Annotated in this window: 8 protein-coding genes; 3 read left to right on the forward strand and 5 right to left on the reverse strand. The window is 53.4% G+C overall.

Features of this window, described 5'->3' with window-relative positions:
- Positions 1-576: 576 nt before the first annotated feature.
- Positions 577-1,740, forward strand: a complete 1,164-nt coding sequence (locus RMSM_RS04510; RefSeq protein WP_040764092.1) for a hypothetical protein — start codon at positions 577-579, stop codon at positions 1,738-1,740.
- Between the two features lie 1,091 nt (positions 1,741-2,831).
- On the opposite strand, the gene RMSM_RS04515 is transcribed toward RMSM_RS04510, so the two are convergent.
- The 5 genes from RMSM_RS04515 to RMSM_RS04535 form a co-directional block, all read right to left on the reverse strand.
- Complete coding sequence (locus RMSM_RS04515; protein ID WP_008692215.1) at positions 2,832-3,890, reverse strand: nuclease-related domain-containing protein; 1,059 nt, start codon at positions 3,888-3,890, stop codon at positions 2,832-2,834.
- A gap of 238 nt (positions 3,891-4,128) precedes the next feature.
- On the reverse strand, positions 4,129-7,827 hold the full coding sequence (locus tag RMSM_RS04520; protein ID WP_008692218.1) for a DEAD/DEAH box helicase family protein: 3,699 nt from the start codon (positions 7,825-7,827) through the stop codon (positions 4,129-4,131).
- A gap of 495 nt (positions 7,828-8,322) precedes the next feature.
- Entirely contained in the window at positions 8,323-8,949 is a 627-nt protein-coding gene (locus RMSM_RS04525; RefSeq protein ID WP_144057372.1) for a hypothetical protein, read from the reverse strand.
- Positions 8,950-9,123: 174 nt separating this feature from the next.
- Positions 9,124-9,852 carry a hypothetical protein gene (locus RMSM_RS04530; RefSeq protein ID WP_008692222.1) on the reverse strand — a complete coding sequence of 243 codons (729 nt, stop codon included), beginning with the start codon at positions 9,850-9,852 and terminating at the stop codon, positions 9,124-9,126.
- Complete coding sequence (locus tag RMSM_RS04535) at positions 9,849-11,816, reverse strand: hypothetical protein (protein ID WP_008692224.1); 1,968 nt, start codon at positions 11,814-11,816, stop codon at positions 9,849-9,851. Before RMSM_RS04535 ends, RMSM_RS04530 begins: the two co-directional genes overlap by 4 nt.
- 1,402 nt (positions 11,817-13,218) lie before the next feature.
- Between RMSM_RS04535 and RMSM_RS41965 the strand changes: the two genes are divergently transcribed.
- Entirely contained in the window at positions 13,219-13,512 is a 294-nt protein-coding gene (locus tag RMSM_RS41965; protein ID WP_201767001.1) for a hypothetical protein, read from the forward strand.
- Positions 13,448-14,083: an HNH endonuclease gene (locus RMSM_RS36400; RefSeq protein WP_008692228.1), complete on the forward strand. Its 636-nt coding sequence runs from the start codon at positions 13,448-13,450 to the stop codon at positions 14,081-14,083. Before RMSM_RS41965 ends, RMSM_RS36400 begins: the two co-directional genes overlap by 65 nt.
- Positions 14,084-14,252: the final 169 nt, after the last annotated feature.

Genomic DNA, 14,252 nt, shown 5'->3' on the forward strand with positions numbered 1-14,252 from the left:
CCCAGCCTGTCATCGTGTGCAAGGCTTCGAATATCAACGCATTTCGTCACAATATGCCCCCCAAAAGTCTCTGCGACTTTCGCTACGCCCCGCGCGTCTCCGCTTCCGCCTGGCTTGTCCAGGCGGAGCGAGCAACTGGCAGCTACCAACGAAACCGAACCGTCAGACGATCTCCGTCACGGGCTTGCCCCGGCGGAATCCACGCCGCGATCACTTCCGACCGCCTCCTTCCCCATTTTTCAATTTACAATTGTCAATTTAACCTTTTCAATGCTTCCCCGCGTGCCGTAGCACCAGAAGCCCCCACCAACCAAAAATCTCTGCGACTTTCGCTACTGGCTACCCCGGATCTCCCGCAGGCAGGAGCCGTGGAACAAGCCTCTCCCCCTCTCCCCCTCTCCTCGCTCCTGTCTCCTCGCTCCTGTCTCCTCGCTCCCCCGCCCAATCAACCACCCACCCTCCATCCTCCTCCAGCATCGACGAACGAAAAAGGTCAGCGAACCGCCGCGACATGCAATACACTCAAACCAATCAAGCGATTCAAATCCATGTCGTTGGGGCCTCAGGAGTGATGCGATGAAACATTCAAGCTGCTGGCCACTCGGTCTGCTCTTGCTAGCTTTCGGGATCCACGCTTTCGGTATCCACGGAGCACCAGCCTGGTCGCAGACATCTTCACCTGAGCCCGAATCCGATCCGGCCGACCTCTTCTCACTCGTCCTGGTCCAGTCCGATCTGTCGGACGCCACACGAACGATGACGATTTGCGACGCTGACGAAGACGGCTTCATTGACGAGTTGGAACGCAAAAAACTACCGTGGGCTGACCAGCAGGCCACCTTCGATCTGAATCACGATGGCAAACTAACGCATCTGGAAGTCGCAATCTATCTCGCACACAAGCGAGACTCATTGGGGATCACTCAATTCGATCGCAACAATGCCCAGACCTTCGTCAAGCGGCATGACACCAATCGCAATGGGCAACTGGATGCCGACGAGATTGCCGACGGCTGGCCGCCGGATCCGTCGAAGTTTGACAAAAACGCCAACGGCATCATCACAGCAATCGAAATCGCCGAACAATTCGCCTTCAACCGCGTCCTCCGCCGCGAACTCGGTATCGAAGCGGTCGACAACATGAGTGCGATCAAGACGATGCGAAAGTTTGACAAGGACGGCGACCAGAACCTTGATGCTAAAGAATCAGCGGCCGCGGGATTGCCTGGCGATGTCCGGAATCACGATGACAACGGTGACGGCAAGCTGAACAACATCGAGCTGGCGATCTTGTTTTCGAAGCATCGGCGTGAATTAGGGCTGAGCAAATCGGACGGCGTCAAAGCGAAACGGATCATCGCGATGGCCGACCGCAACCAAGACGGCAAAATCAGCGAAGACGAGATGGGCGGCGACGCGTTCTCAGCCGACGGGGCAGCGTCTTCACAATACACTCGCTTCGATGCCAACTCCGACGGCACCGTCACGCTTGGCGAAGTGCAAACGTACATCGCCCGCGAGCGAAAGCGGCTGGGGTTCAACGACACGCATCTCGCCAACGCCCGCCGTCTGCTACTGCGTCACGACACCGACCGATCGACGTTCATCGAATCGGCGGAGTTATCGTCGGCAGAAACCGGCCCCGGCAAACTGTCGTCATCCACGCTAGAGGCGGCCGACGAAAACAAAGACGGCCGCTTATCGCTCGAAGAGCTCGCCAAGCACTTGGCAAAGCAGTAATCCCAATCCCAAAAGTGGGATAGGCTTCCAGCCTGTCATCAGGTGCAAGGCATCGCGCACCATCACGTTTCGTAGCGAAACTCGCCAAGAGTTTTGTCCAGCGTTGAACAGATCACCAGTCTATCGAGGAAGCTGCACCAAGCCGGAAATTTTGGCAGGAAGATGGTGGCAGGAAGATAGGAAGACTCACCGATGTCTTGGGGAATTGTGGCGATGGTGACATCGACAAGCCAATGCGCCGCGGTTCATCGCAAGCAGCGACAAGACACGTGAAGAGTTCCATTTTCCTACCTCCATTTTCCTACCAATCCTTTAACGCCCTGCGCACCGTAAGACGCCAAGCATTTGCAAGTTGGCTGATTGAGCGCCAGTACTGGTTGGACGTAGGAACCGTGGCTAGCAGGCAGTGGATTTAGCCGTACGATGGACTTCCAAGTCCGTCGAATACACCAATGACAGACGAGGTGGTCCATCAGCCACCTCTTGCCACAGGAAACTTCATCAAATCAACAGCCCGCAAGCAACAAAGCGGCCAACAGCCGCCAGCGAATTGCCAACACACATCGAACCACGACACCGCCGCCGCTCCCGCCTCCCCTCTTCATTTTTCAATTTACAATTGTCAATTTAACTTTTTCAATCGGCCTTTCCTCGTTCCCAAAAATGGGATAGGCCTCCAGCCTGTCATCAGGTGCAAGGCCTCGCGCACCATCACGTTTCGCAAGCGAAACTCGCCAAGAGTTTTGTCCCGCGTTGGACAGACCACCAGTCTATCGAGGCGGCCGCACCAAGCTGGAAAGTTTGGCAGGAAGCTGGTGGCAGGAAGATAAAACGACGCACCGACGCGCATCTACAGCCACCCTCATTTTTCAATTTAACTCCTCGTTCCCAGGCTCCCGCCTGGGAACGCACTGCATCCCAGGCTCCCGCCTCCCTTCATCATTTTACAATTGTCAATTTAACTTTTCCAATCGGCCTTTCCTCGTTTCCTCGTTCCCAGGCTCCCGCCTGGGAACGCACTGCCCCCGAGGCTCCCGCCTCCCTCTTCAATTGTCAATTTAACTTTTTCAATTTGCCTGCCTTCTCCCGCGTCAAACGTTTTCCGCACTGACGGGATTGCAATGCAGCAGAACGGGAGCCGCACAAGACTCACAATCACGAAAGAAGCGATTGCCTTTTTTACGAAGCTTCGCCTTGCTGCCACAAACTTCGCATTTTTGCGGCACCGTCTTCTTAGCCTCGCAAGCCCGACAGCGGAGATAGTAGCCGTAGCGGCCATACAGAATCTCGACATCCGTCGACGGACAATCACCACACTTGAAACCCGATGGTGACGCTCCCCCGGCCTCGTCCGCCGCAATCTCCTGTTTAGCAGCGACCTCTTTTTTCTCCCTCACGGGCTTTTCCGCAGTCACCGCTTTCGCGGCAACTGCAGTCCGTGTGGGTCGTTTCGCTGTCACAGTGGCTTTGCATTGCTCCGTCAAAAACGCTTTGATCGATTCCATCTCAGCGTCAGTAAATGCGGCGACTTGATGTTCTTCGAGTTCTTTTGTTTTCTCCTTCCCGGCCGCCAGGAAATTGACCAACCCTTTGACTCCCTGAGTTTGCTGGTAGCGGTTCGTCTTTTCCACGATCTCTTTGACCACCCGCTCAGCCTTCATCAATTCAGGCGGGTTGGCTCCGTTCCGCTCAATCACTCCTTGATCCGAGATCGCCACAAATACGGTAAACCGTTCGTCACCGAAATAAGGCTGGACTTTTCCAAACAGTTTTTTCGGCCGCAGCGATTCTTTCGCATCATTCAGCAAATCCTGCAGCAACTGAGCCTGCAGTCGCCCCTGTTCGATCGGCGATCGCATCCCCGAGCGTCGCCCCCCTGATTTCCTGACGAATTCGAGATGCTCATTCACCTCGACGGTTCCCGTCACCGATTTGCTTTCGACGATCACGAAACCAAATCGATGTATCACCAGATGATCAATCTGTGCTCGCTCGCCATTTCGTTGATACATGACATCATTAAACACCATTACATCAGGCGACTCGGCAAAGGCACGCCGCAAGAAGAATGCCATCTGTTTTTCCGCTTCATATCCAGCTTTCCCCATTGCATCGGTGGGACGAGGAGATTCCTTTTCTTTTACGATCATCGGTGCTCTTGGATTAACAAATGAATGCAGCGGCCCCTGCCGCCGTTAGTTTCAAGACGTTTACGGTATTGGACGAGGCAACGAGTCCCCGCCCCTTTTGTAACGCCGTATTCTTGTTTTGGTAGCGGACAACGCAATGAGTCCCTGTTTCAAGTTCGATGCCATGGACTCAATGTCCCACCGCCACCCGACCAGAGAGACAGAACCACCCGCTTGCATCCGTACCACAGCCCAACCGTCAACCCGATGTTGACGGCGCGATCAAGCTGACAAATTCGCCGATCACTCTCAGATCGTCGGCCTGATCGGCAGACACTTGGATCGGAGCGTAATCCTTGTTGAGCGGCTGTAGCTCGATCGCAATATGTTCCCAGCCATCGTCAGAAACATGCTTGGTCGAGTGGTATCGTTTGATCGTGTACCGACCGCCTTCTTCGGGGTCGGTATGCGTGTTAACCTGGACGAGCAGCAGTTTTCCTTCTCGCGATCCCGCATCAATTGGGCGGAACAAACACCAAGCCCCTGTAGGTATCGTCGGCTCCATCGAATGCCCTGTAACGCGAGCGGCAAACATCCCTTCGGCTAGCCGCCCACTGGGAACTTCGATCCAGCCAATCGCCGCCGGTACTCCCTCAGGCCCCCACTCCCCGGCGGCAACCGTCAGGTCGTAAACCGGTGCGTGCGTCTTGTATTTTGCAGCCTTTGGTACCTCCGGAACGACAAAATCAGCCTCCAGCTCAATGGGCTCGACTGGATCGCTTTGAATCGCCCCATCGAATTGGCACGGCGCCACATGCCACTGTCCGTTTTGATTCGTAAATTGCACATGGAAATTGGTTCCCGGCAAACCTGCTTTTGGACCAAACCATTTTTGCAGCAGGTCGCCCAACTGGTTCTTCTTTTCGCCCGCGGGAGCCGCCACGTTGCACGCGACTTTGACAAACTTGAATTCCCATACTTCACCATTGGGGAGCAGCACGCTCGTCGGACCCATCGGCCGACGAGGCATCTTTGACTTTTCAGGCAAAAATAAGATCGGGCGGCCGCGGGTGTGAGAAACTTTGCCCTCGAAACTTAGATCCTGTCCCTCAGATGCAACCAAACGCCGACTGCGGGTGTATGCTGCCAGTCTCCAGTCGACCAGTTCTTCGCTCAACGATTCAAGCGTCGGCTTCAAGTGATCAGGACAATCTATCGTCGATTGAAACAGATCCTCTTTCATCGCGAACCAGACCGTTCCATTCTGTTTGTCTAACCAGCGATCGATTGGCCAATCGCCCCACCACTTCGCCCATTCTTCGTCCGTTGCTGATTCATGGTCGACCGCATGATTGGATCCCCGAAGATCCCGCTTCAGCACCTCGTGGCTTTGCATGAATCGCCGACACTTCTTGGCGAACTCGAACGATCCGACACCGGAGAACAGTTGGTCCGAATCCAGCAACACTCGTAACACCACCATCTTGTACGATTTATTCAGGTTGGTCGTTTCCACTGTCTTGAGCCAGTCCGCATAGAGAGCAACAACCTCTTCTTCCGCTTCGTTTAAATCGCCTTCGGCCTTGACGAACTCGAACCAACTTCCTTCACCAGCACAAATTGTCCGAGGCAAATAGCCCTGCCCATACACTTCCATTGGCGTTGGACGTCGCCCCAGTTCATCGCGAATCGCTCGGTAGCCTTCGATCGCGGCACTTTTGCCTTTGGGAAGAAATTTTTTGAGCATGTCCTTCGCGTCGAGCTCGACATCCAGCAAGCAACCTTCGGGAAGATCAACCTCTTTCCCCCCAAGCCAATCCTTCAGCGGTTTCCATTTATCACCGCCCGAACGCAGCGACAGCAGATGAACGATCCGTTGTGCAAAAATGCGGTGGTTGCCAACAAAGTCGATCACCAACAATCGCGATTTACCTTCACTGGCCCGCAGTCCACGGCCCAGTTGCTGTAGGAAAATGATCTTCGATTCGGTCGGCCTGAGCATTACGACTCGATCAACGGCCGGAATGTCCAGGCCCTCGTTGAACATGTCGACCACACACAGCGTCTGAAGCTCGCCACTGCGAAGCCGTTCCAGCGATTCTCCGCAGCTATCGCTACCCTCGCCCGAAAAGACCGCTGCCGATGAGACACCTTTCGCGATTAACCAATCGCGAGCAAACAGTGCATGACGCTTGGAACAACAAAATACGATCGTACGCTCGGCCGGATGCTCTTGCATCGACACCCACAGCTTATCCATACGCTCGCTGCGAGCAACACGCTGCTCCAGCTCCGCCACGTCAAAGCGGCCGTTTCGCCATGGGATTTGCCGAAAGTCGACGGTGTCCTTGATCCCCACGTAGTGGAACGGGACCAGCGAGTCTTCGGCAATGCCGTCGCCGATCGACGCGTGAAAAGCCAAGTTGTCGTCAAAGATCGTGGCCACATCGACGCCGTCGGTACGCTCCGGGGTCGCAGTCAAGCCAAGGGCAAAGTCGCAATCGAGTTTGGCGAGTACGCGGCGATAACTCGGTGCACTCGCATGATGCACTTCGTCCATGATCACATAATCGAAATGTTCTTTGGCAAGCCGCTGCAATCCTTCGGGGCGTGACAGTTTCTGAACCGAAGCAACCACCAGATCACCCGCTAGTTCGCTACGTTCACCGATGTACCACGCCGTCGAACCTTCGGCGAATCGATGGTCCAATAACCGGGAAAGCACCGCTTCGGTTTGTGCCAGAATATGAGCCCGGTGGGCAATCACGAGCACTCGAGGTCGTCGCCGGTTGGACTCGCCGAATTGGCAAGCGTCAAAGGCCGCCAACCATGTTTTCCCCATTCCGGTCGCCACGGCCACAAGAGCCCGCCGGTGGCCGGCGTCGCGAACACGCTGAAGTGCTTGCAGCGCCTCGACCTGCCAAGCACGAGGCGAAGGAAGCTCCAGCGTCTCAGGCGTTACCGGAACAAAATGCTCGCGGCGATATTCTTCCGCCGACTTCGCATAGTCGCCAACAAGATCCGGGGTCAGTGTCGAAGCAACGTCCCACAACAGATCGAATTGTTCGGTAAATTGGGCATGCGATGATTCCTGCGTGTTCGTAGTCGACAACAGATTCCACTCGACGCCAGTCAGTAGTGCCGGTTTCGAAAGATTGCTGCTTCCCACGGAGATGAAGTCGCGATACTCTTCGACAATCCGCCACGCCTTGGGGTGAAACGATGCCGGGTTGGACGGCAGCTTCGCCATTTCAATCAGCTTGACCGACAACCGCGGCGACGATGATTCTTCCGCCGAAAGCTCGCACCACCCCAGCAGCGTCCGCAGCGCTTTCGGGTCCGAGATAAACAGATAATCGCTGACCACGATCCGCACCGAGGCACCGTTGGCGATCGCTTCGAAGAGCCGCTCTTCAATCACCTCCAATCCGGAGGACTGGACAAACGACACCAGCACATCGACTGATTTTGCCCCCGCGATCCGCCAAGCCAAATGTTCCCAGAGCGGCGATTGCGGATGCCCCACACTCAAAAAGGAATCGGTCTTACCCGGATCCACCTGCGAATTTCCCGCTGATTCGATCAAATAGTTCGCTTTTTCGGGAATCACATGCCGAACGCCACCACGCGGATCGGCGACGTCACCTCGATAACGCGGGATCACATGGACATGAACATGATCCACCGTCTGTCCTGCCGCACTCCCCGCATTAAAGCCGACGTTATAGCCGTCTGGTTTGGGCCGCAGTGTCTCGTCAAGTTTCTGCTTGACGACGTTCACCAGCTCCATCAAGGCAGCCTGTTCCGCCGGCGTCGCATCAAACCAAGTTGCCACAAGCCGTTTGGTGACAACCAGCGAGTGCCCCGGAGCGACTGGGAACCCATCAAAGATGGCAAACGCCAGCTCATTGGAGGCAATCCAATCCTCCGGCGGAACGCAAAGAAACGGAGATTTCATCGACGAAGTCTATACGACCACAAAAAACAGGCGGGGATTCAATGGCGAGCTTTGACCAGATCATCCAAGATACAGCCGTATACAATGTTTGTCACCCGGGAATCCGGGATACAGGCCCAAGTCTTGCCGATGTCAAAAGCGGTGCGAGGACGGTGGTCGTTGATGTCAACTCGCCAAAACTTCGACCTTCTCAATGGCGCCGCTGAGTAAACAAGAACGAAATTTCCGTAAGAGACTCGTCCCGAACGCATCCGTCAAAGGATCGAATGAGAGCGTTGTGCCTTAGTATTCAGAGCTATAGAATTTAAATTCGATACCACGGATATTCACTCACTGAGCCAATAGATATGATTTGAAAGCCGCTCTTTTACACGATAGTAAATTGCGTCCTCGTACTGCTTTAATACTGAACTTCATTCACAATTTGGGTGATCAATTCTGTCTCGATTTACGAAGACCATGAGGAGACGCGATGGCAAACTTCGACGTGGCTGACTACAAGCTTAGCTCCATTTGCAATTGTGACATGGCCGCACGCTGCCGAAACTCATCACCTAGAATTTCTAACAGCTGATCCGCATCCAAGCACTGTAAGTCGTAGGTTTTTTCAAGCTGACGGATGCGTGTCGGGAAACGATGCATTAGATCGCCGGCACTTACCTTGTGTTGGGATACGATTCCTTTAGCGGGGCGATTACTTGAGCAGTCCCAATAAAGCCGGTCGAGCAATTCAAATAAGCAAGGAATGCGAGTCAAATACAGGCGTTTGAAGACTTCTGTCGTCAACTTGTCAAGAGTGACAAGCGATGAATCGAGGAACAGTCTGTTGTATTCCGGAGCAACCTGCTTGACCTGCCATGCAATAAATAGCAAGTGTCGGTAGAAATACCGCGATTCGTCGGGCATGTAGATGTACGTGTAATCGTTGCGGACTTTTCGATTGTTATCGCCATTTGGGCAGATCTGATCAAAATAGAACAGCGAAAGCCACGTCCAGATCCCAGCATCCTTCCTTAGCACATCTGGCGGTATCGGAGAAAGGAGCTCCTGAAAATAATCTGCGGCTTGGCGTCGCGATGAAAATTCTCGTGGCTCAACAATGATCTGTTCGGACGTCAACACGGTATGATCGTGACTCTCGAGCAAAACCGTTGGCACAGGTTCTTGGGGATTCTCACGACACGCTTCAAGAAATTTGCGAAACGCTTCGATACCGGCTTTATTAAACTGTCGTAGTCGCATTTGTTTAGTGTTCTCCATATCCCAACGCATATCCTGAGCTGGCGTACTTATTTTTCAGCTCGTGCAACTTGCAGAATTCCGCGACGACCATTTCCACCCATTCATCGATGAGTTCATCGCCATCAGTCGGTGCCGGCGGTTCTTCGTGATCAGGGTGAAGTTTTCGGCCAAAGGACAACCACAGAACCGGCCAACGGTCGTCGTGCTCGTCAGGTTCCGCCCGTCCATAATCGCGCGGTGGAGTACTTGTCGCATAACCTGCGGATAAATCAATGAAAAGAACACTGGATCGGAGCGGATGCTCTCGGAAAGACTTGGGACGTCCTGATTGACCAACAGGAAAACGTCGTGCTCGCGAAACTCCAATTTCCATAGTTCTTGCCCCAGCAGTGCGTGTTCGACTGGCAGGATTCCTTTCCGCCCACTGACGGTTTGCTTTCCTGTTGCGATCGGACGAATGTTGTCCGCAACGCCGAGCAATCGGCCGATCCGTTGGCTTGTATCAATAATCTTCAGAGAGAAGAACACGTTTTGTCCGTGAAGGTCGCTAAGCGGCAAACCGGCTGGCTGCTTGAGTTGCCCGACAGTCCCGCAGTCGAACCGCTGAACCAATGAAGAACCGGCACAGGTTGCTTCTAGGACAACAGTTCCATTCGAATCCCAATTATGACTTCCAAAATCGATATGAGCTGAAAACCGACGCGGATCTCCGTCTTCCACTTCGATCGTGACGCATTCTCTGGGAACTCGTTTTCGTCCCAACGAGTTAAATCGCTTGATCATGATGCTACCTCGTTTGCTGCGTTCGTCTGTTGCGACTCATCTTGAATTTCGTCGATCCGGACGATCAGGTCTCGATGTATATCAAATCCACTTGCATTCAAACTGAAGTCGTCTTTCTTGATTTTCATCTCGATCACGTTGCCCTCTTTCGCAGCCGCAGAAATTCCTTTTCCGCTGAGCTTGATCGGTCCATTCTTTGTACGGAAATCAAAGTCAAAATTGCTCCAGTGTTTCATCGGATTTCCGCTAGGCATATCATAGGCAACGGAAACACGAAGTGAAGCTCCGACTGGGGTTGGAAGCTGGCTGGAATCGCAGATTTGAAAGCCACCTTCTTTGCCGTGCATTCTGTACCATCGAGGTGAAGGCTCTGGCGGATTAAAGTCTCGTGTTCGTTCACCATCAGACTGGGGTTTTCGTTTTCTCTGTGGTGATTCGAGTTGCTCTATAGAGAAGAAGTCACTTAAAAGATCAAAGTCAGCCTTCTCGGGAGGTGGAGTCAGCAACTCGACAAGCGTGTCCACGATTTTGGCAAAAAACTTGACGCGTCCCTTCCAAGTCTTCCAGACTCGGTTCGGCCGTTCATCATTGGACGTGTCCCAGCTAACGTGGGATGGTCCCTCCGTGTCACCAAGCAATGATGCAAGCGGACCAGGATCAACGGTAACCAACGCGCGTGTTCCCCGCATGGACGGTTTGGAATTGAGCCGAGTAATCGTCATCCCTTCGCGCACGTAATACGCCTCATATCGGTCGTTCACCCCAGTGCGTTGCAGGTATACATTCAGCTCTCCAATTTCATGACCTCCAGCCTTCTTCAATAGAGCAGCCTGAACCCGGATAGCGATTAACTCTTCATCTGCAAAACTTTCTCGCAGTTTCTGAAGCGTCTCGGGGTCGAATGCTTCCTCGGTAATTGAAGGAATACGGGATTCGCCCAGCAGCTTGGTTGAGACCGCGTTCCTCGCTGTGTCGAAACATTTCTTTGCAAATTCGACTGGAGGTGGTGTGTTCAGCTTCTGTCTTGCCTTACCAGTCCAGCTGAGCTTCTTGCAAACCGATCCAATCGTTTGATCGTCAACTCGATACTCGTTGTGTCCTCCCGGCAGTCCATCGCCTGCGACCTCGACAACCAAGCGTTTTTGAACAACCGGCACGAAGAAGTTAACCGCAGCCAGTCGCAGAATGCTTTCCGCTTTTAACTCGTCTGCAACGTAGGGAACGACGACCGAAAGCCCCGGTTCGTTTTTCCGTGTCAAACTCCACTCCGAAGCGAATTCTGCGAGTGCCGTATCGTCATTAATTGGGAGCACGGTATCCGCATCGTTGCACCCTCCGCACCAATAGCCTTCTGCCGCATACTCCGTGCCCTGGTATCTATGAATTTTCAACACAGATTGGCCCATAAGAAGCTTCTGCCCATCCGCATGCCGCACGGTCATCCCGAGCATGCACCCAACACGGCTGGCAGCGCGGTAGACTGTTTTGCCAAGTCCCCATCGCCCCAAATCATCCCCCGTCTTGCCACTGCGACCGATATTTCGCCAGAACCAAAAAAAGTCTTCACCTTTCGTACCGTTCGGTGGATCGGTCGCACGATATGGATCACCGCCGAGTCCGCGAGTCCCAAAATCTTCGCAAACGAGGTACCCGTTTGGCAGAACCGGCACACCGCTGCCATCGAATTCGACGTCGCGATAGGTTAGTCCCGGCTGTAAGCGTGCAAAGTATTCCGCTAGACGTTTCTGACCTGGCAACATAGCGTGGGAGTGCAAAGCGAATCGAACGCGTACTGGCCCGTCCCCGGTCCCAGCATCCATCGAATTTTGAATGACTTCTCGGACCAACGCATCCGTTCCGGCATACTCTCCTTCCCCGGCATCTTCCGTCTTAAACAGCTCCGTCTCTTGCGGGTCACGGCGAACCGCAGCGCCCGACAGTTGTGCGAAAATCCACTGAGTCATTGATTCCTACCGAAGAAAAAGCAAGTTACAAATGTAATATCTTTTGGCGAGGGCTTCGAATAACGGCACTAAACCGAGCAAGGCATTACCGAACAACTAGAAGTTCAACATTGTGTTTTCTGAAAAAGCCCGTTGCAGTAGCAATTTCCCTAATAGTTCACGACGGTTCGGCTCGGACAACTTCGAGTCGTGACGGGATCCCTGCAAGACGAAGGGATAACGAGCCAATTTAGTTATTCAGCAGCTCAGTCGTTTTGAATTCAATTGCAGTTTTTGCAAAACCGGGTTCCAATATTTGGTCAGAAAAGACGCTGATGATGATCCGGGGGATCGAAATGCGAACTTATATTCATTCCTGATAGTCAAATTAAACGAGACGCAATCACATATTGGTTACTGGGAGCCGCTGCCCTATAGTCCGCATGACAGTGCTGATTGCAAAGCCATTCGCCCGAAGCACGTCAAGATTCATAGCTACGCTCACTCCAACGAACTAACAACCCCGATAGCCTTGCCCAAAAAGCCGCGTTGATTTGATTCGAGCTATTACTCTACAGGCCAGCGGAAGTATTCGATTATTACCGTTTCTTTGCTTCTCTCGATCGATTCCCCTATGCCGCATGGTCTTCCGACAATTCGACAAAGGGTTGATTCGCTCTTCACTTATGCGAAATTCGCCTATAGAAAACAACTCTGATTCAATGCACTGATGCGCTCTACGTAGATTACACGGACTCGGCACTAAGGTCGCCGTTCGAGCCAACCAAGTATGCTATATACTAGCACACTGCAAGACAGCGATGCAAAAAGCACCAAGAAACTCTCCTCTAAATCCGAGGAGCGAACTCCAGCAACGCGAACAAACGCTTGCGTACTGCGCGGACGCTATAGACTTGTACATCAGACATTCGACTGCCAATATTTTCTTTTGAGCAACGTCTTAAAAGGACCGTGGAGCACGGCATCAATCCCTGGAAACACGATTGTCCAACGCACCTGGTTACTAAAACGCAAGAATGCTCGATTTAACAGCGTAGTGCCGTATCCCTGCCGCTTTACTGCGAACAGTCCTGGAACATACGAACCGTTTGCTCGGAGATTTAACTGGCTTCAGCTATCGACTTGCTCTCTGTTCAGCTTCAGTGCAATCCACCGTCATAACGATCACGTAAAGTAGCGACGGTGATGGAAGTGTTCATTTTATCGAAGAAACACGCAGATTGCCGACGAACGACCGAGCAATTGAGCAGCGAAACGTATCTAGCACGGCATTGAGAATGAAAAGCCCGATGCGTGCAATTCGGGAACAACTTAGCATGCTCCCAAAAGTCAACCGAGTCGACGGAGCAAGATCGCGATTGTGGCACACGAGTACGACAAAATCATTAAAAAACTCGCGAAATTGCGAGTCGATCGCTCTAAAGGCGTCGCGCCTCACAAGCCGCTGTTGCTGCTGGTTGTGCTGGAACTTGCCAAGTCGGAGTTGCTGCAGGATCCGCTGTTGAAACTCACCCCAGACCTGGCGTTCCGCTTTTCGGTCTACTGGTCGATCGTGGCCCATCGCCGTTCGCAACCGCCTGATATCCGGCTGCCGTTTCATCACCTTGGCTCTTCCAAGATTTTGGCGGCCATTGACCGCCGAAGGGACACCGTCGAAACACCGCGATGCGACGGCGGCGATCCGGCTTTCGGATGATTTCTTCACGGCGCTGCAGTCAGATGCGTTTCGCCAAGCCGCCGGTTACACGCTGATATCCAATTACTTTGAGCACGCTGAGCAAATCGCCCTCTACGAATTGGCCGGAATCGAGCCGCCCGCCAACGCGGCCGAACTGGATACGCTGGCAGTCGAAGCAGACAGAGAAGCCCGCGCCGAGGGGCGTACCGCCCGCTTCCGCGTCGATGTCGTCGCGGCCTACTGTCACACTTGTGCGCTGACCGGTTACCGAATCACTACGACCACGGGGCACTCGATCGTGGACGCGACTCATATCCACCCGTTTGCCCGCTCGCGGAACGATGATCCGCAAAACGGGATCGCGCTCTGCAAAAACTCGCACTGGCTGTTCGATCTTGGGCTCTGGAGTGTCGATGATGACTACCGCGTGATCGTCGCCACTGAAGCCTTCGATGAAGATTTTTCCACGCCAGCACAAACGTCACTGGCGTCGATGGCCGGCAAACGACTGATCCTGCCGCGGGACCCGCGGCTGTGGCCGGCGATGAAACATCTCGCTTGGCATCGGCGGAAGTGTTTTGTCGGGTAGGTGACGGATTGATGCGAGGCAGGGGAGACGAGATGCAGGGGATAAAGGATTGAAAAAGTTAAATTGACAATTGTAAATTGAAAAATGAGGTGGCTGTAGATACGCATCGGTGAGTCATCCCATGTTCTTACCTCCATCTTCCTACCAAAATCCTCCAGCAGGGTGCAGC

The sequence above is a fragment of the Rhodopirellula maiorica SM1 genome (assembly GCF_000346295.1).
GTDB classification, from domain to species: domain Bacteria; phylum Planctomycetota; class Planctomycetia; order Pirellulales; family Pirellulaceae; genus Novipirellula; species Novipirellula maiorica.

What these genes read in the sequence shown, in the direction of transcription:
- RMSM_RS04510 (WP_040764092.1), top strand. Translation starts at nt 577, where the DNA reads ATGAAACATTCAAGCTGCTGGCCACTCGGTCTGCTCTTGCTAGCTTTC.
- RMSM_RS04515 (WP_008692215.1), bottom strand. Translation starts at nt 3,890, where the DNA reads ATGATCGTAAAAGAAAAGGAATCTCCTCGTCCCACCGATGCAATGGGG.
- RMSM_RS04520 (WP_008692218.1), bottom strand. Translation starts at nt 7,827, where the DNA reads ATGAAATCTCCGTTTCTTTGCGTTCCGCCGGAGGATTGGATTGCCTCC.
- RMSM_RS04530 (WP_008692222.1), bottom strand. Translation starts at nt 9,852, where the DNA reads ATGATCAAGCGATTTAACTCGTTGGGACGAAAACGAGTTCCCAGAGAA.
- RMSM_RS04535 (WP_008692224.1), bottom strand. Translation starts at nt 11,816, where the DNA reads ATGACTCAGTGGATTTTCGCACAACTGTCGGGCGCTGCGGTTCGCCGT.